The following is a 22,245-nucleotide window of genomic DNA, read 5'->3' as shown; positions in this document are numbered from 1 at the left end:
TGTATTAAAAACGGTTAATTAAAAAATCAAGCATAACCATCTTTTTAATAAAGATGGTGTGCCTTTCTATGTCTATTGTATAAGGTTTTATGAGGTTAATATGACTCAGAAGTTAAAAGTTGTCACTATTGGTGGCGGTAGTAGCTATACACCTGAATTACTAGAAGGTTTTATTAAACGTTACCATGAACTTCCAATTACTGAGTTATGGTTAGTGGACGTTGAAGAAGGCAAAGAAAAATTAGATATTATTTTTGATTTATGCCAACGAATGGTTAAACACGCGAACATCCCGTTAAAAATAGTGAAAACATTGGATCGCGCAGAAGCACTTAAAGATGCAGACTTTGTAACCACACAATTAAGAGTAGGTCAATTAAAAGCCCGTGAATTAGATGAGTCTATTCCTCTAAAACATGGTTATTTAGGTCAAGAAACCAATGGTGCTGGTGGGTTATTTAAAGGGCTACGGACGATCCCTGTTATTTTTGACATTATTAAAGATGTAGAAAAAATCTGTCCTAATGCATGGGTGATTAATTTTACTAACCCAGCAGGAATGGTGACAGAAGCCGTGTATCGCCACACTAACTTTAAGCGGTTTATTGGTGTATGTAATATACCGATTGGCATGAAAATGTTTATTACAGATGTTCTTAAACTTTCAGACCAAGACGATCTGTCCATCGATTTATTTGGTTTAAACCACATGGTTTTCATCAAGGATGTAATTGTTAATGGCGTTTCTCGTTTTGATGAGTTGTTAGATGGTATTGCTTCTGGAACATTAAGTGCTAACTCAGTGAAAAATATTACTGATCTTGCTTTTGACGAAGGCTTAATTCGCAGCTTAAACCTGATCCCTTGTTCTTATTTACTGTATTACTTTAAACCAAAAGAAATGTTAGCTATCGAACTTGGGGAGTATTATAAAGGTGGGGCTCGTGCGCAAATTGTACAAAAAGTAGAACATAAACTTTTTGAACTTTATAAGGATCCATCGTTAGATGTGAAGCCTAAAGAGCTTGAATTACGGGGCGGGGCTTATTATTCAGATGCCGCTTGTGAAGTGATTAATGCTATTTATAACGATAAAAATACAGAACATTACGTTAATATCCCACATCAAGGGCAAATTGATAATATTCCTGATGATTGGACAGTGGAAATGACCTGCCTACTTGGGCGTGATGGCGCAAAACCTCATCCACGAGTCACCCATTTTGATGATAAGGTACTTGGTTTAATTTATACCTTAAAGAACTTTGAAATTGCGACTAGCCAAGCTGCTGTGAATGGCCAGTTTAATGATGTATTACTGGCAATGAACTTGAATCCATTAATTCATTCGGACAATGATGCACGTTTAATTGCTAAGGAACTACTTATCGCACATAAAAAACACCTGCCTAACTTTGCTAGAGCAATACAACAACTTGAGCAGGAAAATTAATTAGCCAAATGGCTTATAGTATTAGAGGAGAGCCAATGGCTTCATTACTTATTGTGAATGCCGATGATTTCGGGTTATGTGAAGCCGTTAATTACGGCATTATCGAATCTCATCGTAATGGGGTTGTTAATTCAACTAGTGCAATGATGAATATGCCCGCAATATACCATGCTGCTAAATTAAGCCATGAAAATCCGAATTTAGCGGTGGGTATGCATTTTGTTTTAACAGCAGGTAAACCTTTTTCATCAATGCCGGCACTTAGTCGTGATGGAATGTTGGGTAAATGGCTGTGGGATATTGATATCAATGAGTTACCACTGTCTGAGATTGAACAAGAGCTAAATCTGCAATATCAAAAATTTATTGAAATTTTTGGTCAAAAGCCTAGTCATATTGATAGCCATCACCACGTGCATATGATTGAAGGTATTTTTCCAATAGTCGTCGGGTTCGCGCAGGAAAAAGGCGTGGCATTACGTGTTGATCGCCAATTAGAGAAAAATTGGCCGCCATTATCATATCAAGTGGCGAGCACTGACTGTTTTAGTAGTGAGTTTTATGGCGATAAAATTTCAGAAGCGTTATTGTTAAAAATTATCGATGAAGCGAAAGCACAGGGTTATAACAGTATTGAAGTTATGAGCCATCCGGCTTTTATTGATAATGCACTATTAAAAAGCAATTATGCTTATCCACGTTTAAATGAATTGGAAGTATTAACGTCGGAGAATTTAAAATCACAAATTGTGGCACGTGGTTTTAAAATTGGTTCTTACCGCGATATCTGAAGAAAAGCCCAAATTCAAAATGATAGTCATTTGGGCTTTATTCCTAGGGGCTGTTGATCTTTGCTGCTACGTTGAGAGGCTCTTGCCTAAAATGGCTTTAATTCAAATAAAAATTGACCAGCAAAGATCAACAGCCCCTAGAGGTTAACCTAACTTATTTGCCAAGCTTACCTTTAAGGAAGCTAACGACATTTTCTAGACCAACCAATTCTTTATCATCACTACGGCGTGATTTATATTCAATTTGGTTGTTATCTAAGTTACGGTCACCAATAACGATGGTGTGTGGAACACCAATCAGCTCCATATCGGCAAACATCACACCTGGACGCTCTTTACGGTCATCAAAAATGACATCAATCCCGTTTGCTTTTAGATCAGCATACAGTTTTTCCGCCACCTCTTTTACGCGATAAGATTTGTGCATGTTCATTGGCAAAATGGCAACTTGGAAAGGCGCGATGGCATCTGGCCAAATGATCCCACGATCATCATGGCTTTGTTCAATAGCGGCAGCAACAATACGGGTTACACCAATGCCATAGCAACCCATGGTGACGATTTGATTGTGGCCTTCTTCGTTCTGCACAGACGCTTTCATGGCTTCTGAATATTTGGTACCTAATTGGAAAATATGACCAACTTCGATACCGCGTTTAATTTGTAGCACACCTTTACCATCTGGGCTTGGGTCACCTTCAACGACATTACGCAAATCGTACGTGTCAGGTAACGCTACATCACGTTCCCAGTTGATGCCAAAATAGTGTTTACCATCAACATTTGCACCTGCACCAAAGTCACTCATCACAGCAACGCTGCGGTCGATAATCATCGGTAGTGGCATGTTGATTGGACCTAATGATCCTGGTCCTGCATTTACGGCATTTCTGATTTCAGTTTCTGTTGCGAACGTCAGTGGGCTAGCAACGAGAGGATGTTTTTCAGCTTTAACTTCATTCAATTCATGATCGCCACGGATCAATAATGCGACTAATGTATGCCCTGAATCTTTTTCTGCATGAACAATGAGAGTCTTAACCGTTTTTTCAACAGGTAAGTTAAATTGTTCTACCAACTCAGCGATCGTTTTTGCGTTTGGCGTATCAACTAAACGCAATGCTTCTGTCGGTTCTCCACGTGGTGTAGTGGGAGCTAATGCTTCGGCAAATTCAATGTTTGCAGCATAGTCAGATTCTGTTGAAAAAATAACATCATCCTCACCATTTTTGGCTAACACTTGGAATTCGTGGGAGGCACTTCCACCGATAGAGCCTGTGTCTGCTTGAACGGCACGGAAGTCAAAGCCAATGCGCGTGAAGATTTTGCTATAGGCTTCGTACATCGCATCATAGGTTTCTTGCAATGATTCTTGGCTAATGTGGAAAGAATAGGCATCTTTCATAATAAATTCACGTGAACGCATGACACCAAAACGCGGGCGAACTTCATCACGGAATTTGGTTTGAATTTGGAATAAATTCAATGGCAGTTGTTTGTATGAAGTGATTTCGTTACGCACTAAATCGGTGATCACTTCTTCATGGGTTGGGCCGAGAACAAACGGGCGCTCACCACGGTCAACAAAACGCAGCAACTCAGGACCATACTGTTCCCAACGTCCACTTTCTTGCCACAAATCTGCGGGCTGCACGACGGGTAAAGATACCTCGATAGCGCCTGCATTTTCCATTTCTTCACGGACAATATTTTCTACTTTGCGCAGAACACGCACGCCAGTGGGTAACCAGTCATATAGACCAGAAGCAAGTTTACGGATCATTCCTGCACGCAGCATCAGCTGGTGGCTGATAACTTCTGCATCCGCAGGGGTCTCTTTTAGAGTTGAGAGCAGATATTTGCTAGTACGCATTGTATAGGTTCCATTAGAACAACAAATTATGGTAAGCCGCTTGCCTACCAAAGTATATAGAGATCTAGTCTACCAGCGACTGAGATCCGCCAAAAGGGGTTAACACGTTTTTTCGTAAGGTTCGATAGCGAATACTTCAGTCACGCCATTAATCACTCGCCAACGAATATTAAAATCTAATAAATGAACGGCATAGTCACGAATATCATTAGATTGTTTTTTATACGCAGGGCGAGGGTCTTGCATTAAAACTTGTTCAATAAATTGCTTTAGTGCGGGATATTGATGTTGATAAGACGCTAATTGTTTTTCAACGTGCAGTGTGAATAAAACTTGCATATTATCTGAAGGCGCATCTTGCGCGTATCCCGCGGTTGCTTCAGGTATGGCTTCAGCAAAAGGTAAATAAGGCTTGATATCAATCACTGGTGTGCCGTCGACCAAATCCAGACTACCAAGCTCAAGTATAGCTTGGTTGTTTTTTATAGAAACCCCTTTTAATTCAACAAGAGACATTCCTATTGGGTTTGGTCTAAATGTTGAGCGTGTTGCAAATACCCCCATTTTGTCATTACCACCAAGGCGGGGAGGGCGGACTAAAGGCTTCCAGCCACCTTTTATTGTTTGATGAAAAACAAAAATCACCCAGATATGACTAAATTGTGTTAAGCCACGAACGGTATTAGCATCATTAAAAGGGGGATGAAGGTGTAGGCGTCCTGCGCCACCTGACACAAGTCCAGGTTGACGCGGGATGGCAAACTTTTCTTTATAGGGTGATTCGATATGCCCAATAATATCAAATTGAAAAGATTGCATATGGCAGTTATTCAACAATTTTTAATGCGCTACCTTCACAAATCGTTGCTTGATAACAACCAGGAGCGGTCATTGTCTGGCATTGGTGCAAAAGGACAGCATCAGCAGCGATAAACGCAGCTTGCGATAACATACTGTTTTTGGCTGTGTTTAAATTTGCAGGTGGGCTTTGAACGCTTTCTCTGCAAGATTCCCCAGAAACAATGCCTAAGTCTTTGAAAGGCATACCCAATAGTTCTTCAGGGCTATTCATTAATTTAACATTTGCTGTTTCAGGTTCTTTAGTCACACTCGGTACAGGCTTAGACAATTTCATACTCGTGAAACCTTTGTTTGCCCCTGGACTCGTGTATTGGTTAATCCCACACCCAGCTAACGTAAACGCGGCTAAGGTGAGCAATAACAGTCTCATAAGTTATACCTTTCTTATATGATTCAAAAAGATGTCGTTATTTTTATAGTCTATAAATTGCAAAAAATACTAGATGGCACGGAGCCACCTAGTATTTTAATCGTTTTTTCAATAATAAAAAAGATTACCAGCCCTTAACTGCACCACCATCAAAGACTTCATTAGCTTTGTTTGCTACTTCATCTGATTGATAAGCTTGGATAAACTTCTTCACATTTTCGTTATCTTTATTGTCTTCACGAGCAACAATAATATTTACATATGGAGAATCTTTATCTTCAACAAATAAACCATCTTTTGCTGGTGTCAGTTTTGGTGTTGCGCTGCTAGCCCAAGTGGTGTTGATGATGGCTAAAGCAATTTTCTGATCATCAAGTGCACGTGGTAATTGTGGCGCTTCTAATTCAACAAATTTTAAGTTTTTTGGATTTTCAATAACATCCAGAACGGTTGGCATTAAACCTGTGCCGTCTTTTAATTTAATTAAACCTTGTTGTTGCAGCAGCAGTAAAGAACGACCTAAGTTTGTTGGGTCATTAGGTAATGCGATTTGTGAACCGTCCGCTAATTCGTCAACAGACTTAATTTTTTTAGAGTAAGCAGCAATTGGGTAAATAAATGTATTACCAACTGGTACTAACTTATAATTACGATCTTTAATTTGTTGATCGAGATATGGCTTGTGTTGGAACGCGTTTAAATCAATGTCGCCTTTACTTAAAGCTTCGTTTGGTAATACGAAGTCATTAAATGAAACCAGTTCAACATCTAAACCGTATTTTTCTTTAGCAACTTTTTGTGCGACTTCAGCAACTTCTAACTCTTTGCCCATGATCACACCAACTTTAATGCTATTAGCATCTTTTTCTTTTTCACCACAACCCGCTAAAACGAGTGTGCCTAATAGCGCGCCGACAACTGCGATAGATTTTAATTTAATAGACATTGGTATTACCCCTTTCATACGGACTTTATAAGCACCCTAACGGCGCAGCTATTTTACTGACTATCGATGTGAAACTTTTTTCATTAAGTATTCGCCACCAAATTGGATTGCGTTTACTAAAATTACAAGAAGAACAATAACGGTATTCATGACAACAGGGTTATAGGTTTGATAGCCATATTGCAGTGCGATTTGCCCTAAACCACCGGCACCTACAGCGCCGCCCATTGCGGAATAACCCACTAACATAATTAAGGTAATGGTTGCTGCGTTAATCAGGCTTGGCATAGCTTCAGGGATCAAGATCTTACGGATGATCTGAAGCGGTGTCGCTCCCATAGCACGTGCTGACTCAATCAAACCGCTTGGAATTTCCAAAAGTGCATTTTCTACCATACGTGCAATAAATGGCGCTGCGCCAATAGTTAAAGGTACGATTGCGGCTTTTAAGCCAATAGTTGTACCCACTAAAAACGACGTTAATGGAATAATCCAAACGAGTAAAATAATAAAAGGTACAGAACGGAAAATATTAATTATAACGGCAAGAACACGGTATAAACCGACATTTTCCATTACTTGGTCTTTACGCGTAATATAAAGTAAAACACCCAGTGGTAAGCCTAAAACAAAGCCTAAAAAACCGGAAACAAAGGTCATTGTGATAGTGTCGATGGTGCCGTTAATCAGCAAGTAAATCATTCTCTCAGACATAACCCAAAACCTCTACTTTCACGTGGTGCTCTTTCAAAAATTCAATTGTGGACTCAATACCACCATTTATGCCATGCAACTCGGCTAACATCACACCAAATTTTACGCCGCCTGCGTAATCAATCTGAGAGCTTAAAATATTAATATCAATATCAAATTTACGTACAGCCATCGAAATTAGTGGCGCATCAACAGACTGCCCTGTAAATTCTAACTTCACCAATGGTGATAAATCTTTGCCCGCTTCCGTATTCAAACGCTCTTTATAGTCATCAGGAATATCAATAACTAGCGTTGATTGAATAAAAGCTTGTGCAATAGGTGTTTTCGGGTGAGAGAACACTTCACTTACTTTATCTTGTTCGATTAATTGACCGCCACTAATCACCGCAACTTGATCGCAGATGCGTTTGACGACATCCATTTCGTGAGTGATTAACAAGATGGTTAACCCTAAACGGCGGTTAATATCTTTCAGTAATTCTAAAATTGAACGAGTTGTTGCTGGGTCTAAGGCGCTAGTGGCTTCATCACACAGTAAAACTTTTGGTGAATTGGCTAATGCACGTGCGATAGCAACACGTTGTTTTTGTCCACCAGATAAATTAGCAGGGTAAGCATCCTTCTTTTCGCTTAAACCGACTAAATCTAATAACTCATCAACCCGCTCTTTAATTTTGTCTTTAGGCGTATTGTCGAGTTCTAATGGCAGAGCCACGTTATCAAAAACAGTACGTGAAGATAATAAGTTAAAATGTTGAAAAATCATGCCAATACCGCGGCGTGCTCTCGTCAACGTTTTTTCTGTCATTGATGTTAAATCTTGCCCATCAACAATAACTTGGCCTGAAGTTGGGCGCTCTAACATATTAACGCAACGAATTAACGTGCTTTTACCTGCGCCTGAAGCACCAATAACGCCATATATCTGACCAGCAGGTACATGCAAGCTAATATCGGTTAGCGCTTGAATGTTACGGCTTCCTTGCTGGAAAACTTTATTTATATTTGAGAGCTTTATCATTTATGTTTTCTAACTTTTATCTGAATTGTTCTTTTAGATAGTGTATCTAATATGGTTGGATGTTAAGGCGTCTAGACGTCTAAGTCAATAAAGATTGTGCGATTTATTCTATTCTCATTTCATTTCTTTTCGTGAGATACTGAAGCGATATTTAGTTTGAGGAGTAAACAGGTGAGTAAAGGGATACCAGCAGTCTTTTTAGACAGAGATGGCACAATTAATATCGATCATGGTTACGTGCATAAAATAGATGATTTTGAATTTATTGAAGGCGCTATTGAAGCCATGCTGGAATTAAAGAAAATGGGTTATGCGTTAGTGGTTGTTACAAACCAATCGGGCATTGGTCGTGGCATTTATACTGAAGACCAATTTATGCAATTAACAGAATGGATGGACTGGTCACTTGCCGACCGTGGTGTTGATCTTGATGGTATCTATTTTTGCCCACATTACGCAGAGTCGGATGTTGAAGAATATCGTCAAGACTGCAATTGCCGTAAACCGAACCCGGGTATGCTATTAGATGCACAATCGTTCTTAAATATAGATATGGCTGCTTCTATAATGGTAGGTGATAAACTTGCAGACATTTTAGCGGGTAAAGCCGCGAAAGTCGGAACGACAGTCCTCGTTAAAAGTGGCGAACCTGTGTCAGAAGAAGCAATGAATAGTGCCGATTTTGTGATTAATAGCATAGCAGAACTACCAGAAACGCTAAAAAGAATCAAAAAATAGCCATTTTGGGTGATAAGCAAGCAGTCAGAGCAAAAGTTAAAAAAAACACTTGCCAGATTTTTCTGGCTGCCTATAATGCGCATCCACTGACCGGGAACAAGACAACGCAAAGCGCGATGAACACTGAAACGGCAGCGAGAGATTCTGAAAAGAAAAAGCAAAAAATTGCTTGACTCTCACGGAGGAAAACGTATTATACGCCTCCTCGCGACAACGACCTTGAAGTCGAAAATCGAAAGATTCAGTCGCAACGCTCTTTAACAATTTATCAGACAATCTGTGTGGGCACTCACAGGACACTATCAAAAAAATATTTGATTTTAAGTCTTGAAGAGTGACTAACACGTTAATTCATATATATGAACTTAATAGGTAGTAACGTTATTTTGGAAGGGTAACGCGAAAGCAAGCAGCGATGAACCGAGACAGTACTTAAGTACGGCGAGGTGAAGCGATGCGCAGCTGACAAAGTTAACCGAACAAAAGAGCGTTACGAGACAGTAACATTCTTTGAGCATCAAGCTTTTTAATTGAAGAGTTTGATCATGGCTCAGATTGAACGCTGGCGGCAGGCCTAACACATGCAAGTCGAGCGGTAACAGGGGAAGCTTGCTTCTCGCTGACGAGCGGCGGACGGGTGAGTAATGTATGGGGATCTGCCCGATAGAGGGGGATAACCACTGGAAACGGTGGCTAATACCGCATAATCTCTAAGGAGCAAAGCAGGGGAACTTCGGTCCTTGCGCTATCGGATGAACCCATATGGGATTAGCTAGTAGGTGAGGTAATGGCTCACCTAGGCGACGATCCCTAGCTGGTCTGAGAGGATGATCAGCCACACTGGGACTGAGACACGGCCCAGACTCCTACGGGAGGCAGCAGTGGGGAATATTGCACAATGGGCGCAAGCCTGATGCAGCCATGCCGCGTGTATGAAGAAGGCCCTAGGGTTGTAAAGTACTTTCAGTCGGGAGGAAGGCGTTGATGCTAATATCATCAACGATTGACGTTACCGACAGAAGAAGCACCGGCTAACTCCGTGCCAGCAGCCGCGGTAATACGGAGGGTGCAAGCGTTAATCGGAATTACTGGGCGTAAAGCGCACGCAGGCGGTTGATTAAGTTAGATGTGAAATCCCCGGGCTTAACCTGGGAATGGCATCTAAGACTGGTCAGCTAGAGTTTTGTAGAGGGGGGTAGAATTCCATGTGTAGCGGTGAAATGCGTAGAGATGTGGAGGAATACCGGTGGCGAAGGCGGCCCCCTGGACAAAGACTGACGCTCAGGTGCGAAAGTGTGGGGAGCAAACAGGATTAGATACCCTGGTAGTCCACGCTGTAAACGATGTCGATTTGGAGGTTGTTCCCTAGAGGAGTGGCTTCCGGAGCTAACGCGTTAAATCGACCGCCTGGGGAGTACGGCCGCAAGGTTAAAACTCAAATGAATTGACGGGGGCCCGCACAAGCGGTGGAGCATGTGGTTTAATTCGATGCAACGCGAAGAACCTTACCTACTCTTGACATCCAGAGAACTTAGCAGAGATGCTTTGGTGCCTTCGGGAACTCTGAGACAGGTGCTGCATGGCTGTCGTCAGCTCGTGTTGTGAAATGTTGGGTTAAGTCCCGCAACGAGCGCAACCCTTATCCTTTGTTGCCAGCGATACGGTCGGGAACTCAAAGGAGACTGCCGGTGATAAACCGGAGGAAGGTGGGGATGACGTCAAGTCATCATGGCCCTTACGAGTAGGGCTACACACGTGCTACAATGGCGTATACAAAGAGAAGCGACCTCGCGAGAGCAAGCGGAACTCATAAAGTACGTCGTAGTCCGGATTGGAGTCTGCAACTCGACTCCATGAAGTCGGAATCGCTAGTAATCGTAGATCAGAATGCTACGGTGAATACGTTCCCGGGCCTTGTACACACCGCCCGTCACACCATGGGAGTGGGTTGCAAAAGAAGTAGGTAGCTTAACCTTCGGGAGGGCGCTTACCACTTTGTGATTCATGACTGGGGTGAAGTCGTAACAAGGTAACCGTAGGGGAACCTGCGGTTGGATCACCTCCTTACCATTGAAGTGTACTTGTGAAGTGCTCACACAGATTGTCTGATGAAATAGAGTAGCGGTATCGATAGGCTTGTAGCTCAGGTGGTTAGAGCGCACCCCTGATAAGGGTGAGGTCGGTGGTTCAAGTCCACTCAGGCCTACCACTTTTCTCTTATGCTGCGTTATGGCTAAGCTCGTTTACCCAAGTAAACGTCGCTAATCCATGCCTTGTCTAAGAAAAAAGACCTCCGAGTAAGAAAAAAATCTTATCAGGAGATTGATTGATACCGAAAAACCTTTATGGGGCTATAGCTCAGCTGGGAGAGCGCCTGCCTTGCACGCAGGAGGTCAGCGGTTCGATCCCGCTTAGCTCCACCATAATTTTTCTGATTATTCAGAATAGATTAGCAATAGTCTATTGCGAATAATTATGCTCTTTAACAATCTGGAACAAGCTGAAAATTGAAAACAACGCACATCGTTTATCGCTTAAACGATGTGAGAGTCTCTCAAAAATCTCAACTCAAGATGTTCTTTGTCATGATGGCAAAACGTAATGAGCGAGCAGTCAGCGATTCAAGGCGGCCAGCGCACAGCAAGCGCAGCGTACATGAGTACGTGAGCATTGCGAGCACTGCCCAACATAGAATCGATGCACGCGCAGCCATTACCCGTCAGAATGACACGAAAAGACACCTTCGGGTTGTGAGGTTAAGCGACTAAGCGTACACGGTGGATGCCTAGGCAATCAGAGGCGATGAAGGACGTGCTAATCTGCGAAAAGCGTCGGTAAGGTGATATGAACCGTTATAACCGACGATATCCGAATGGGGAAACCCAGTGCAATTCGTTGCACTATCGTTTGATGAATTCATAGTCAAACGAGGCGAACCGAGGGAACTGAAACATCTCAGTACCTCGAGGAAAAGAAATCAACCGAGATTCCCCTAGTAGCGGCGAGCGAACGGGGAGCAGCCCAGAGTCTTAATCAGCATCAGCATCAGGAGAACGGTCTGGAAAGTCCGGCAGTAAAGGGTGATAGCCCCGTATCCGAAGGTGTTGGTGTTGTGAACTCGATGAGTAGGGCGGGACACGTGTTATCCTGTCTGAATATGGGGGGACCATCCTCCAAGGCTAAATACTCCTGATTGACCGATAGTGAACCAGTACCGTGAGGGAAAGGCGAAAAGAACCCCGGCGAGGGGAGTGAAATAGAACCTGAAACCGTGTACGTACAAGCAGTGGGAGCCCCATCACTCAAGTGCCTCGGCAATTGAGTGATGGCTTAAAAGACCACCACAAGAGCAGCGCAGCATTGGCTAACAAGGTTGGTCGATTTTTTCAAGCCGCAGCGCAGTGGACATAGAAGTCCATGAGCAGCGGAAGTTAAAAAATCGGGCAAGATTGGACGGCAAGGCAAGCGGGACATTTGAGGATGGGGTGACTGCGTACCTTTTGTATAATGGGTCAGCGACTTATATTCTGTAGCAAGGTTAACCGAATAGGGGAGCCGTAGGGAAACCGAGTCTTAACTGGGCGAATGAGTTGCAGGGTATAGACCCGAAACCCGGTGATCTAGCCATGGGCAGGTTGAAGGTTGGGTAACACTAACTGGAGGACCGAACCGACTAATGTTGAAAAATTAGCGGATGACTTGTGGCTGGGGGTGAAAGGCCAATCAAACCGGGAGATAGCTGGTTCTCCCCGAAAGCTATTTAGGTAGCGCCTCGTGAACTCATCTTCGGGGGTAGAGCACTGTTTCGACTAGGGGGTCATCCCGACTTACCAACTCGATGCAAACTACGAATACCGAAGAATGTTATCACGGGAGACACACGGCGGGTGCTAACGTTCGTCGTGAAGAGGGAAACAACCCAGACCGCCAGCTAAGGTCCCAAAGTCATAGTTAAGTGGGAAACGAAGTGGGAAGGCTCAGACAGCCAGGATGTTGGCTTAGAAGCAGCCATCATTTAAAGAAAGCGTAATAGCTCACTGGTCGAGTCGGCCTGCGCGGAAGATGTAACGGGGCTAAACTATGCACCGAAGCTGCGGCAGCAATATTAGATATTGTTGGGTAGGGGAGCGTTCTGTAAGCCTGTGAAGGTGTACTGTGAGGTATGCTGGAGGTATCAGAAGTGCGAATGCTGACATAAGTAACGATAATGCGGGTGAAAAACCCGCACGCCGGAAGACCAAGGGTTCCTGTCCAACGTTAATCGGGGCAGGGTGAGTCGACCCCTAAGGCGAGGCAGAAATGCGTAGTCGATGGGAAACGGGTTAATATTCCCGTACTGGTGATAATTGCGATGGGGGGACGGAGAAGGCTAGGCTGGCCGGGCGACGGTTGTCCCGGTTTAAGGATGTAGGTGGGTGAATTAGGCAAATCCGGTTCACTATACACTGAGATCTGATGACGAGTCACTACGGTGGCGAAGTAGCTCATGCCCCGCTTCCAGGAAAAGCCTCTAAGCTCTAGATTATCATTAATCGTACCCCAAACCGACACAGGTGGTCAGGTAGAGAATACTCAGGCGCTTGAGAGAACTCGGGTGAAGGAACTAGGCAAAATGGTGCCGTAACTTCGGGAGAAGGCACGCTGGCATTAGGTGAAGTGGTTTACCCATGGAGCTGAAGCCAGTCGCAGATACCAGCTGGCTGCAACTGTTTATTAAAAACACAGCACTGTGCAAACACGAAAGTGGACGTATACGGTGTGACGCCTGCCCGGTGCTGGAAGGTTAATTGATGGGGTTATCCGTAAGGAGAAGCTCTTGATCGAAGCCCCAGTAAACGGCGGCCGTAACTATAACGGTCCTAAGGTAGCGAAATTCCTTGTCGGGTAAGTTCCGACCTGCACGAATGGCGTAATGATGGCCAGGCTGTCTCCACCCGAGACTCAGTGAAATTGAACTCGCTGTGAAGATGCAGTGTACCCGCGGCAAGACGGAAAGACCCCGTGAACCTTTACTATAGCTTGACACTGAACATTGAGCCTTGATGTGTAGGATAGGTGGGAGGCTTAGAAGCGTGGACGCCAGTCTGCGTGGAGCCAACCTTGAAATACCACCCTTTAATGTTTGATGTTCTAACGTTGCCCCATAATCTGGGGTGCGGACAGTGTCTGGTGGGTAGTTTGACTGGGGCGGTCTCCTCCCAAAGAGTAACGGAGGAGCACGAAGGTTGGCTAAGCATGGTCGGACATCATGCGGTTAGTGCAAAGGCATAAGCCAGCTTGACTGCGAGAGTGACGGCTCGAGCAGGTACGAAAGTAGGTCTTAGTGATCCGGTGGTTCTGAATGGAAGGGCCATCGCTCAACGGATAAAAGGTACTCCGGGGATAACAGGCTGATACCGCCCAAGAGTTCATATCGACGGCGGTGTTTGGCACCTCGATGTCGGCTCATCACATCCTGGGGCTGAAGTAGGTCCCAAGGGTACGGCTGTTCGCCGTTTAAAGTGGTACGCGAGCTGGGTTTAGAACGTCGTGAGACAGTTCGGTCCCTATCTGCCGTGGGCGTTGGAAGATTGAAAGGGGCTGCTCCTAGTACGAGAGGACCGGAGTGGACGCACCACTGGTGTTCGGGTTGTCATGCCAATGGCACTGCCCGGTAGCTAAGTGCGGAAAAGATAACCGCTGAAAGCATCTAAGCGGGAAACTTGCCTTGAGATGAGTCTTCCCTGACCCTTAAAGGGTCCTAAAGGAACGTTTAAGACTAAGACGTTGATAGGTTGGGTGTGTAAGCGTAGCGATACGTTGAGCTAACCAATACTAATGAACCGTGAGGCTTAACCTGACAACACCGAAGGTGTTTTAGAGAGAGTGTGTTGATTTTCAAGAGGTGAGAAGCCGAAAGGTGAAGGACACAACAGCTTGTTCAAGATTGCACTTCTGGTTTAGTGAAAGATAGCTAAACGGGAAGAAACAGAATTTGTCTGGCGGCAATAGCGCGGTGGTCCCACCTGACCCCATGCCGAACTCAGCAGTGAAACGCCGTAGCGCCGATGGTAGTGTGGGGTCTCCCCATGTGAGAGTAGGGAACTGCCAGACATTAAATTAAAGCCTTATTGTGAGATTTCATAATAAGCAGCCGAAAGGCGAAAGATTAAGTGGAGCGGTAGTTCAGTTGGTTAGAATACCTGCCTGTCACGCAGGGGGTCGCGGGTTCGAGTCCCGTCCGTTCCGCCACTTATCGAAGCCCCGTGATGAAAATCACGGGGTTTTTGTTTATATACTTATACTACCTACCAAACTCCAATCTTAAAAAATTTCACAATAGCGATTTAATTCAAGGTTAATGGCTATAAATAAACTGATCATGCAAATATGGCTTAGTTATGGAAAATAGCGAGAACCATCCGTATAGTTATCTTATTTGGCAAGGGTGACTAGCCTCTTCCACCTATTGTTGTCATTACTTTGGTGTATGCCTTTGAGAGAAATGATGTAGTGAGTCACAACGCATATATTGATGGGAAGTGATAAAGATACTATGTGCAAGCTATTATTTTAGTCGGTGAAATGACGGAATATTGGGAAGTAAAGAACACTCATTGTTTATATTTGCTCGGTGTGATTGTGCCATATGCGGTATGTATTTATATGACCTTAATACCAAAAATTCGCTGTAGTGCTTCTTTTCCACGAGTGGTAAAAATAACCTCTCGATAGCCTACTGTTTTCATGATCCATTCGTTTTGCTCAAAAGTGTGTAATAAGGCAGCACCAGCGCTGCCCCCTAAGTGCATGCGTCTTTCACTCCAATCTAAACAAGCACAGGCCATTTTTCGTTTAGTTGGTGCTGTAATGTTAATACCTAAGCTTTGGAATTGCGCAATACCGATAACGGATAATGTATTTTCTTTAGATGTAAACCAACCATTTGTATCCATAAACTCATAAATCTGAACTGCAATTTCCCCAGCTAAGTGATCGTAGCAGGTGCGTGCTTTTCTTAAATGAATAGGGGTAGAGATCGGCGCTTGATATTCCCGCTTCATGGACACGCCCATCAATGTTTCCAATAATTGTGCAATATCTGAGCCAGCAAGTCGGTAATAACGGTGCCGACCTTGAGATAAACAACTTACTAAATGGCTATTTAAAAGTTTCGTTAAGTGGGCACTGGTTGTTGAAGGTGCTATATTTGCTGCGGCGCTCAATTCTGTGGCAGTCCAAGCCCTACCGTCCATTAGTGCACAAAGGATACTGACCCTCGAAGGATCAGCAATTGCAGAGGCAACCTTTGAAATAGACTGTTCTAAATGTGCATTTTCGTCAATGGGAAGGTTAATTTTATTGGTTTTCATGTTAGCCTAAAGTTGTCTCTTATCGTACTAATGTGCCAGCTTAGTTCTCAATGATGGGGGAAATATTATAGGTTATGATTATCTTCCTTATTAAAGGCATAATCTTTTATGGTCTGCGCAACTCGGATACGGTAATAAGAGAAAACTGACCTTTTTCCCTCATTTTGTGCATTTTGGTGCATAAAATGGCGTTTCCATTTCATAACAGCGTCCTCATTTTCCCACCAAGAAAGGGATAATATTTTCCCTTCAGTTGTTATACTCTGAAAACGTTCAACTGAAATAAACCCCTCAATGTTCATTAACTCAGATCTCAGTTCTGTGGCAAGTTGAAAATAACGCTCTTTTTGCTTAGGAATTGGAATCGCTTCGAAGATCACGGCAATCATAAAATTCTCCTTAATATCGAAAGCACAACTATAAGCCTTTTATTAAGCAATACTTCGACGATGAGCGAAGTATTGAAGGAAATGAGAATAGGGGCAATTGAAAATAAGGATTACTTAAGGGATTGATATAAGCTATACCCTGCAACTGATCCTGCAATGTCATATGCAAAGTCGTGCCAGCTCCAGCCTGTTCCTTCTGGTCGGCTATCATAAAGTTCTTTCGCCGCACCAAGAGAAATGGAAAATAACATACCAAATTGTGCCGCACTGCGATGTGACATATTTTGTCTATCTGCATAGGCATTGCCTGCTACAGCCATTGCGGCGGAGAATGCAAAGTGTTGTGCTTTGTCTTTCCCTTTCCAGTTGTCATTTGACCAATGAAAGCCACTACACCCAGTAGTTAATAACATCAGTGAGCTAATAATGAATATTTTGATTGTATTTGGGTTCATTTAATACCCGTCTGAATTAAAAAGCGCCACTGTGAAGTGACGCTTTATTGAACAACTTATAAGATCCGACTAATGAGTCGATCAACACGTATACGTCGCAGCCTACGAATTAATTTTTTGACTTTAACAGGGTAAGTTTGAATGCTGTCTAATTCCCTGTAATGGCGAACAATTTTTGTGTGAGTGCGGATACATTCTAATTCATGATGGCGCTGTTCGTGAAGCTCTTGCTTAGGATCGTGAATGAGTACCGCGTTTTCCAAATCTAAGCCCCAAGCACGAGGGTTTAAGTTATTACCCGTGATTAATTGCCATTGATTATCGACCCACATGCCTTTTAAGTGGTAGGTATTGTCACCATCTTTCCATAGCCTTACCGTCAGTTGTTCGCTATCAATATAGCGTTGTAAGCGACTGACAAAGCGACGCAAGTTGATTTCATACAAGTAAGGAAGCGCGCCGATAATTTTAAAAGGCTCTTCAGGTGGAATATAGAAATCGTTAGCGGTTTTATCACCAATAATGATTTCTACATGTTTACCCTCACGCAGTAGTCGACTAATAATCCGTACTAGCACCGCCGGAAGGTTAAAGTATGGTGTACAAATAGTCAGCTTATCACTGGTTGAGCCCATTAAATGGGTGATCACACGATTGAGATCGTTTTTCTTACCCAAGCCGACAAAAGGCGTGACGGATAATTCATCATTAGAAGCATTACCCTCAAAACGGTAAGAAGAACCGCGTAGCCCTAAGCGGAATTGCTTTATAAGATGCTTAAATTCAGCTGTTTTAGGGCGTGTCTCGGTATTTAGACGATTAATCGCATCAGCCGGTAATAAGGAATCATCAATAAATTTTCGCATTGATGCGGTTAGCTGGCTATTTTTGATAAGGTGATATCGGTCATAACGATATTTTTCATGTCGTTGTAAATACACATCATTAATACTCGCACCGCTATATAGCAGTGTATCATCAAAAAGAAAACCTTTTAGATGTAACACACCTAAAGCTTCCCGTGTATTGACTGGGATACCGTAAATTGGAATTTCGACATCAGGATACTGCTGTGAGACATCGTAATACCAATCTGCATTGGTGGAATTAGCCGCTGCACCAATGCGCCCTCGTTGAGCTCGATGCCAATCGACGAGAATTTTGATATCTAATGATGTATTAGCTTGTTTTGCAGCATACAGCGCATGAAGAATGTCTTTACCTGCATCATCTTTCTCTAAATACAACGCCGTTATGTAGATAGTATTTTGAGCGAGAGAAATTTGTTTAAGCAGTTCATCACGAAAATCTTCTGTCTTATAGAGCGTTTTAACATCAGCAACATCTTGAGACAGTTTAGGTAAACCAACCAAATATTGTTGATGTTTTGCTTGTTTTAATTTTGACAACATCACAGTGTGAATTTTCTCTTATTAGTCCAATAGCAAATCGCTTTGCACACATTTTTAAGCGAATGATCCATGGATGATAGCATATTTAGTCAAACCATTTAGAATAAATTGCATATCTGTTTAATTTCCATACAGGTTATGCGACGCATTCCTGTGTAGCTAAAGATGGAGAGTGAGATTAACAACACCATCTTCAAATTGTATTTCAACATCGAACCCTAATTTTTTTGCCAAGCTGATCATATTACGATTTTCAGGCATGGTTATTGCGGTTAATTTTTTGATGCCGTGACCTCGAGTATAGTTAAGCAGCTTTTGCATGAGCTGATAACCGAGTGTTTGACCTTTCATATCGGAACGCACTAAAACGGCGAATTCAGCTTCTTGGTTGTCAGGATCCGCCATTGCACGGACAACACCAATAATTTCGGGGTTGGTGTTTTGGTTTTTAACGGCCACAAAGGCCATCTCTCGGTCATAGTCTATTTGGGTCATGTTGGCGAGATCGTCATGTGTAAACTCGCTGATTTCACTAAAATAACGATAATAAAGATCTTCTTTTGTGACCTGTTCGATAAAAGATTTCAATAGTGGCTCATCTTCAGGAAGGATCGGGCGTAGTAGGCAATTTAGATCGTCTTTTAAGTGAATTGTTTCTTCCAGTTCACTTGGATAAGGGCGAATGGCAAGCCTTGATGTAGTTACCTCATCACTAGGACTGAGTGTCATGGAGACATCCAGTAAGGTAAATTCATCCCCTGAAGCGAGCAGTGGATGAATGTCTAAGTGGGTAATATTAGGGCAGTCTATGATTAAGTTTGATACTCGCACTAATAAACTTGAGAGCCCTAAGATATTTAACGGCTCTAAAGCACTACGTGATTTAATTTTGTAGCCTTTGATGGCGTTAATCACGAGATAACGTGCGAGTGCCATATTTAACGGTGGAAGGGCTACAGCGGCTTGGCTTTCTTGTTGCCACTCAATCCCCCCTTCGCCTAACATGATCAATGGGCCAAATACAGGGTCTAATTCTACCGCGATACGTAATTCTTGTGCCCCAGCTCGGTTTGCCATGCTCTGCACTAAGAGACCATCAATGCGAGCATTTGGATAGTTGCTAGAAACACGTTCGATAATGGCTTTTGCGGCGTCTTCGACTTCTTTTGCGTTTCTTAGGTACAGCATAACCCCTTGGACTTCTGATTTATGCACAATATCAGGTGAACGCAATTTTAATGCAACGGGATAACCAATTTTCTCTGCAATTTTAATTGCCTCATCACTTGAATGGGCTATCCAGGTTGGTAAGCTATTGAGTCCATAGGCTTGTAATATTGGTTGAACTTCATGAGTATCTAAGTGCAAGTTGTTATTTTTTAATGCTTGCTGAATGTACTCATGAGCCTGTTGTGTGTTCGCAGTAATACCGACAGGCAGTGCAGGCGTCTCTTTTAGTTGCTTCTGGTTACGGCGATATTCCACCATATGCATATACGCAGTAATAGCCCCTTCAGGCGTGCGATAAGTGGGAATGCCTGCTTCACTAAATAAACGGCGCGATCCTTGAGATGAATATTCACCACACCAGTTGGTTAGGATAGTGAGCCATTTTCCACGAGGGTGCTGCTTGATGGTTTTGATGATTTTTTCTGCCATCGTTTTGCTTTCGGTGATTGCGCTGGGGGTGTGGATCAATAAAAGTGCGTCATGATCATGGCTATCGAGCATTTTATTTAGCACATTGATATAGCGTTCAACGGTGGCATCATCACCTAAATTAATCGGGTTCTGCGTGGAGAGGTCAAGAGGTAGTAGGGCGCTGAGTTCGTTTTCTGTTTCAATACTGAGCTTGGCGAGTTTGCCATTACGCTGTAAGAGTTCATCCAGTGCCATTGCAGCAGGGGCAGCGCCATTACTCATAATTGATAAACGTTCACCCCGTAATGGTGTCATGTAGCTTAATGTTTCAACAGCGGAGAACATTTCATGAGTATCTTGAACTCGCAAAAGCCCTGCGCGTTGAATGGCTGCATCATAAGCAGCATCTAAGCTCGGTTTTTCCCCTAAAAGTGCTTGCGCCTTACGTGTTCGTCCGCTTTTGATAACGAGAATGGGCTTGTTGCGTGAAGCACTGCGTGACGAAGATAAAAAACGCCTCGCATCACTGATATTTTCCAAATAAAGTAAAATCGCACTGGTTTTGCTATCACGTGCTAAGTAATCCAGTAGGTCATCGATATCAATATCAATACTATCGCCTAGCGCGATAAAATAGGAAAAACCGATATCGCGATGCCTTGCCCAATCAAGTACGGTATTTGAAACAGCGGCAGACTGGGAAATAAACGCCAGTTTGCCTTTGAGTATAGGGATAGGTGAGAAGCTGGCATTCAAGCCTTGCCATGGTGCTAAAAAGCCTAGGCTATTAGGACCTAAAAGACGAATTTGGTATTGCTGAGCGACTTTTTTTAATTCATTAAATTGAATCGAGGGGGAGGATAAGATAATGACGACTTTACAGCCTGCTTCGCCAAGTTGTTGTAAACAACTGATGTTTCTTGAGTAATGAGTGCAAATAACGGCAAGGTCAGGTTTGAGTGGAAGTTTATCAATAGTGGGATAAGCGAGTACGCCGAGTACAGAATTACGGTTTGGGTTTACCGGGAGAATAGGCCCTTTAAAACCACTGGTGAGTAGGTTTTTCATCATAACCGAACCTGCCCGGTTCGGATTTTCAGATGCGCCAATGACCACGATTGATTTTGGCCTGAATAAAGATTCTAACTGACTCACTAAACCCATAAAGATAACCCTTCACTTGGTGAACAATATAATCATTTAAGAGATAAAAAGAGGCTGATAAATACTTATGAATACTATGCCCTATCTTTTATATTGCGCTAGTTTATCCTGCGAATTTAATTAATTTATACAAGCCCCTTCACGTTTTATGATGACGTTTATCCGAAAGTTACGATTTCTTAGAACAGCTTACGAAAAAAACGTGAGAATGGGGCTAAAAATAGTTAGAGCTCCTCTTCGTTTAACAGCATTTTTGCCACAGGGTGATGGGGTTTTCCTTCAAGGTATTTCTGGCGAAATAGGCTAAAATGACTAAACAATTGCCGTGATGCTTGGACGTCACCCGCGAGCTCTAGCAAGGTGGCGGCAACTTCAGCGGTGCAGTGTTGTTCTTCACGAGATGGCGTGCGTAGCAGGTAGTCCGTTCGTGCTTTTGTGTTGATGGATAACAGTGGAATATGGTTAAGATACGGGCTCTTACGGAACATTTTTCGTGCTTCAGGCCATGTTCCATCTAATAGAATAAATAAAGCAGGCTTGTCAGAAATGTTCGGTTCATTCACAACAATACGATTTTCTTGGGCGTAGCTGTTTGGAAAAATCAGATAAGGTTGCCGAGTATCATCCTCCAATGCCGCTAAAAGCTGAGTTTCTGGCGCAGTTCTTGACCACTGAAAAGCCAGTGTATCAGGTAGGACATCTGCAATGAGTTTTCCCGTATTGCTGGGTTTAAACACTTCACCATCAAACATGATCAAGCAAAATTGGCTTTTCGCTTGGCAAGATACCGTCTCTTGGCAAAGGCATTGTGGAACAGGTAACAAACAATATTGGCAGCGCTTTACACGACAGCCCCTAGCTTTAAACGGTTTTGTTGATAAGGCGAGGCGTTGCTGGCGGAGGTGATAAACGGCATTAGATGTCATTTTGATTACTGTTTTTCAGACTATAAAATAAGCCGCATATTGTACGCAAAACGATTTCTATGCGATAGAGGTATATTCAATAAGTTTTCGGTGAGATAATAGTGCGGATCGGTAGCGTAGCCTTGCAACATCATGT

General features: G+C 43.1%; 15 protein-coding genes, 3 tRNA genes and 3 rRNA genes. 9 read left to right on the top strand and 12 right to left on the bottom strand.

Annotation, left to right across the window (positions count from 1 at the left end):
* Positions 1-100 precede the first annotated feature (100 nt).
* Both AB6N04_RS11670 and chbG read left to right on the top strand, forming a co-directional pair.
* A complete protein-coding gene (locus AB6N04_RS11670) occupies positions 101-1,453 on the top strand; it encodes a 6-phospho-beta-glucosidase (RefSeq protein WP_369308460.1) in 1,353 nt (450 codons plus the stop codon).
* Positions 1,454-1,488: 35 nt separating this feature from the next.
* Positions 1,489-2,244 (top strand): chitin disaccharide deacetylase, encoded by a 756-nt coding sequence (gene chbG / locus AB6N04_RS11665; RefSeq protein ID WP_369308459.1) that lies wholly within the window; start codon positions 1,489-1,491, stop codon positions 2,242-2,244.
* 154 nt (positions 2,245-2,398) lie between these two features.
* Here chbG and proS read toward each other — a convergent pair whose 3' ends face one another.
* The 6 genes from proS to metN form a co-directional block, all read right to left on the bottom strand.
* Positions 2,399-4,117 carry a proline--tRNA ligase gene (proS, locus tag AB6N04_RS11660; protein WP_369308458.1) on the bottom strand — a complete coding sequence of 573 codons (1,719 nt, stop codon included), beginning with the start codon at positions 4,115-4,117 and terminating at the stop codon, positions 2,399-2,401.
* 99 nt (positions 4,118-4,216) lie between these two features.
* Positions 4,217-4,936: a tRNA (N6-threonylcarbamoyladenosine(37)-N6)-methyltransferase TrmO gene (gene tsaA / locus AB6N04_RS11655; RefSeq protein ID WP_369308457.1), complete on the bottom strand. Its 720-nt coding sequence runs from the start codon at positions 4,934-4,936 to the stop codon at positions 4,217-4,219.
* A 7-nt stretch (positions 4,937-4,943) separates the two neighbouring features.
* Positions 4,944-5,348: an Rcs stress response system protein RcsF gene (gene rcsF / locus AB6N04_RS11650; RefSeq protein WP_369308455.1), complete on the bottom strand. Its 405-nt coding sequence runs from the start codon at positions 5,346-5,348 to the stop codon at positions 4,944-4,946.
* 124 nt (positions 5,349-5,472) lie between these two features.
* Positions 5,473-6,294 carry a MetQ/NlpA family lipoprotein gene (locus tag AB6N04_RS11645; RefSeq protein ID WP_369308454.1) on the bottom strand — a complete coding sequence of 274 codons (822 nt, stop codon included), beginning with the start codon at positions 6,292-6,294 and terminating at the stop codon, positions 5,473-5,475.
* 60 nt (positions 6,295-6,354) lie between these two features.
* A complete protein-coding gene (gene metI, locus AB6N04_RS11640) occupies positions 6,355-7,008 on the bottom strand; it encodes a methionine ABC transporter permease MetI (RefSeq protein ID WP_369308453.1) in 654 nt (217 codons plus the stop codon).
* Entirely contained in the window at positions 7,001-8,032 is a 1,032-nt protein-coding gene (metN, locus tag AB6N04_RS11635) for a methionine ABC transporter ATP-binding protein MetN (protein WP_369308452.1), read from the bottom strand. Before metN ends, metI begins: the two co-directional genes overlap by 8 nt.
* A 171-nt stretch (positions 8,033-8,203) precedes the next feature.
* Between metN and gmhB the strand changes: the two genes are divergently transcribed.
* From gmhB to AB6N04_RS11600, 7 genes are all read left to right on the top strand, one after another.
* Positions 8,204-8,770: a D-glycero-beta-D-manno-heptose 1,7-bisphosphate 7-phosphatase gene (gene gmhB, locus AB6N04_RS11630; protein ID WP_369308451.1), complete on the top strand. Its 567-nt coding sequence runs from the start codon at positions 8,204-8,206 to the stop codon at positions 8,768-8,770.
* A gap of 527 nt (positions 8,771-9,297) precedes the next feature.
* Positions 9,298-10,837, top strand: a 16S ribosomal RNA gene (locus AB6N04_RS11625).
* A 65-nt stretch (positions 10,838-10,902) separates the two neighbouring features.
* Positions 10,903-10,979 (top strand) — tRNA-Ile (locus AB6N04_RS11620).
* Positions 10,980-11,117: 138 nt separating this feature from the next.
* Positions 11,118-11,193: transfer RNA gene (locus AB6N04_RS11615), tRNA-Ala, on the top strand.
* A gap of 331 nt (positions 11,194-11,524) precedes the next feature.
* Positions 11,525-14,609 (top strand): 23S ribosomal RNA (locus tag AB6N04_RS11610).
* A 138-nt stretch (positions 14,610-14,747) separates the two neighbouring features.
* A 5S ribosomal RNA gene (gene rrf / locus AB6N04_RS11605) occupies positions 14,748-14,863 on the top strand.
* The 16S, 23S and 5S rRNA genes sit together here with 3 tRNA genes alongside, the layout of an rRNA operon.
* A gap of 61 nt (positions 14,864-14,924) precedes the next feature.
* Positions 14,925-15,001, top strand: a tRNA-Asp gene (locus AB6N04_RS11600).
* Positions 15,002-15,411: 410 nt separating this feature from the next.
* Here AB6N04_RS11600 and AB6N04_RS11595 read toward each other — a convergent pair.
* From AB6N04_RS11595 to AB6N04_RS11570, 6 genes are all read right to left on the bottom strand, one after another.
* Positions 15,412-16,122, bottom strand: coding sequence for an ArsR/SmtB family transcription factor (locus tag AB6N04_RS11595; RefSeq protein WP_369308450.1), 711 nt, complete (start codon positions 16,120-16,122; stop codon positions 15,412-15,414).
* Between the two features lie 65 nt (positions 16,123-16,187).
* Positions 16,188-16,511, bottom strand: coding sequence for an antibiotic biosynthesis monooxygenase (locus AB6N04_RS11590; RefSeq protein WP_369308449.1), 324 nt, complete (start codon positions 16,509-16,511; stop codon positions 16,188-16,190).
* A 110-nt stretch (positions 16,512-16,621) separates the two neighbouring features.
* On the bottom strand, positions 16,622-16,966 hold the full coding sequence (locus AB6N04_RS11585) for a YfiM family lipoprotein (RefSeq protein ID WP_369308448.1): 345 nt from the start codon (positions 16,964-16,966) through the stop codon (positions 16,622-16,624).
* Positions 16,967-17,022: 56 nt separating this feature from the next.
* A complete protein-coding gene (gene pssA, locus AB6N04_RS11580) occupies positions 17,023-18,378 on the bottom strand; it encodes a CDP-diacylglycerol--serine O-phosphatidyltransferase (protein WP_369312089.1) in 1,356 nt (451 codons plus the stop codon).
* Positions 18,379-18,537: 159 nt separating this feature from the next.
* The gene (locus AB6N04_RS11575; RefSeq protein WP_369308447.1) at positions 18,538-21,183 is read right to left on the bottom strand and encodes a bifunctional acetate--CoA ligase family protein/GNAT family N-acetyltransferase; all 2,646 of its coding nucleotides are present in this window, start codon (positions 21,181-21,183) and stop codon (positions 18,538-18,540) included.
* Positions 21,184-21,407: 224 nt separating this feature from the next.
* Positions 21,408-22,109, bottom strand: coding sequence for a tRNA-uridine aminocarboxypropyltransferase (locus AB6N04_RS11570; RefSeq protein ID WP_369308446.1), 702 nt, complete (start codon positions 22,107-22,109; stop codon positions 21,408-21,410).
* Positions 22,110-22,245: the final 136 nt, after the last annotated feature.

The organism is Providencia rettgeri, assembly GCF_041075285.1.
GTDB lineage: Bacteria > Pseudomonadota > Gammaproteobacteria > Enterobacterales > Enterobacteriaceae > Providencia > Providencia rettgeri_G.
This window is presented reverse-complemented; position numbering and strand designations above follow the sequence as displayed.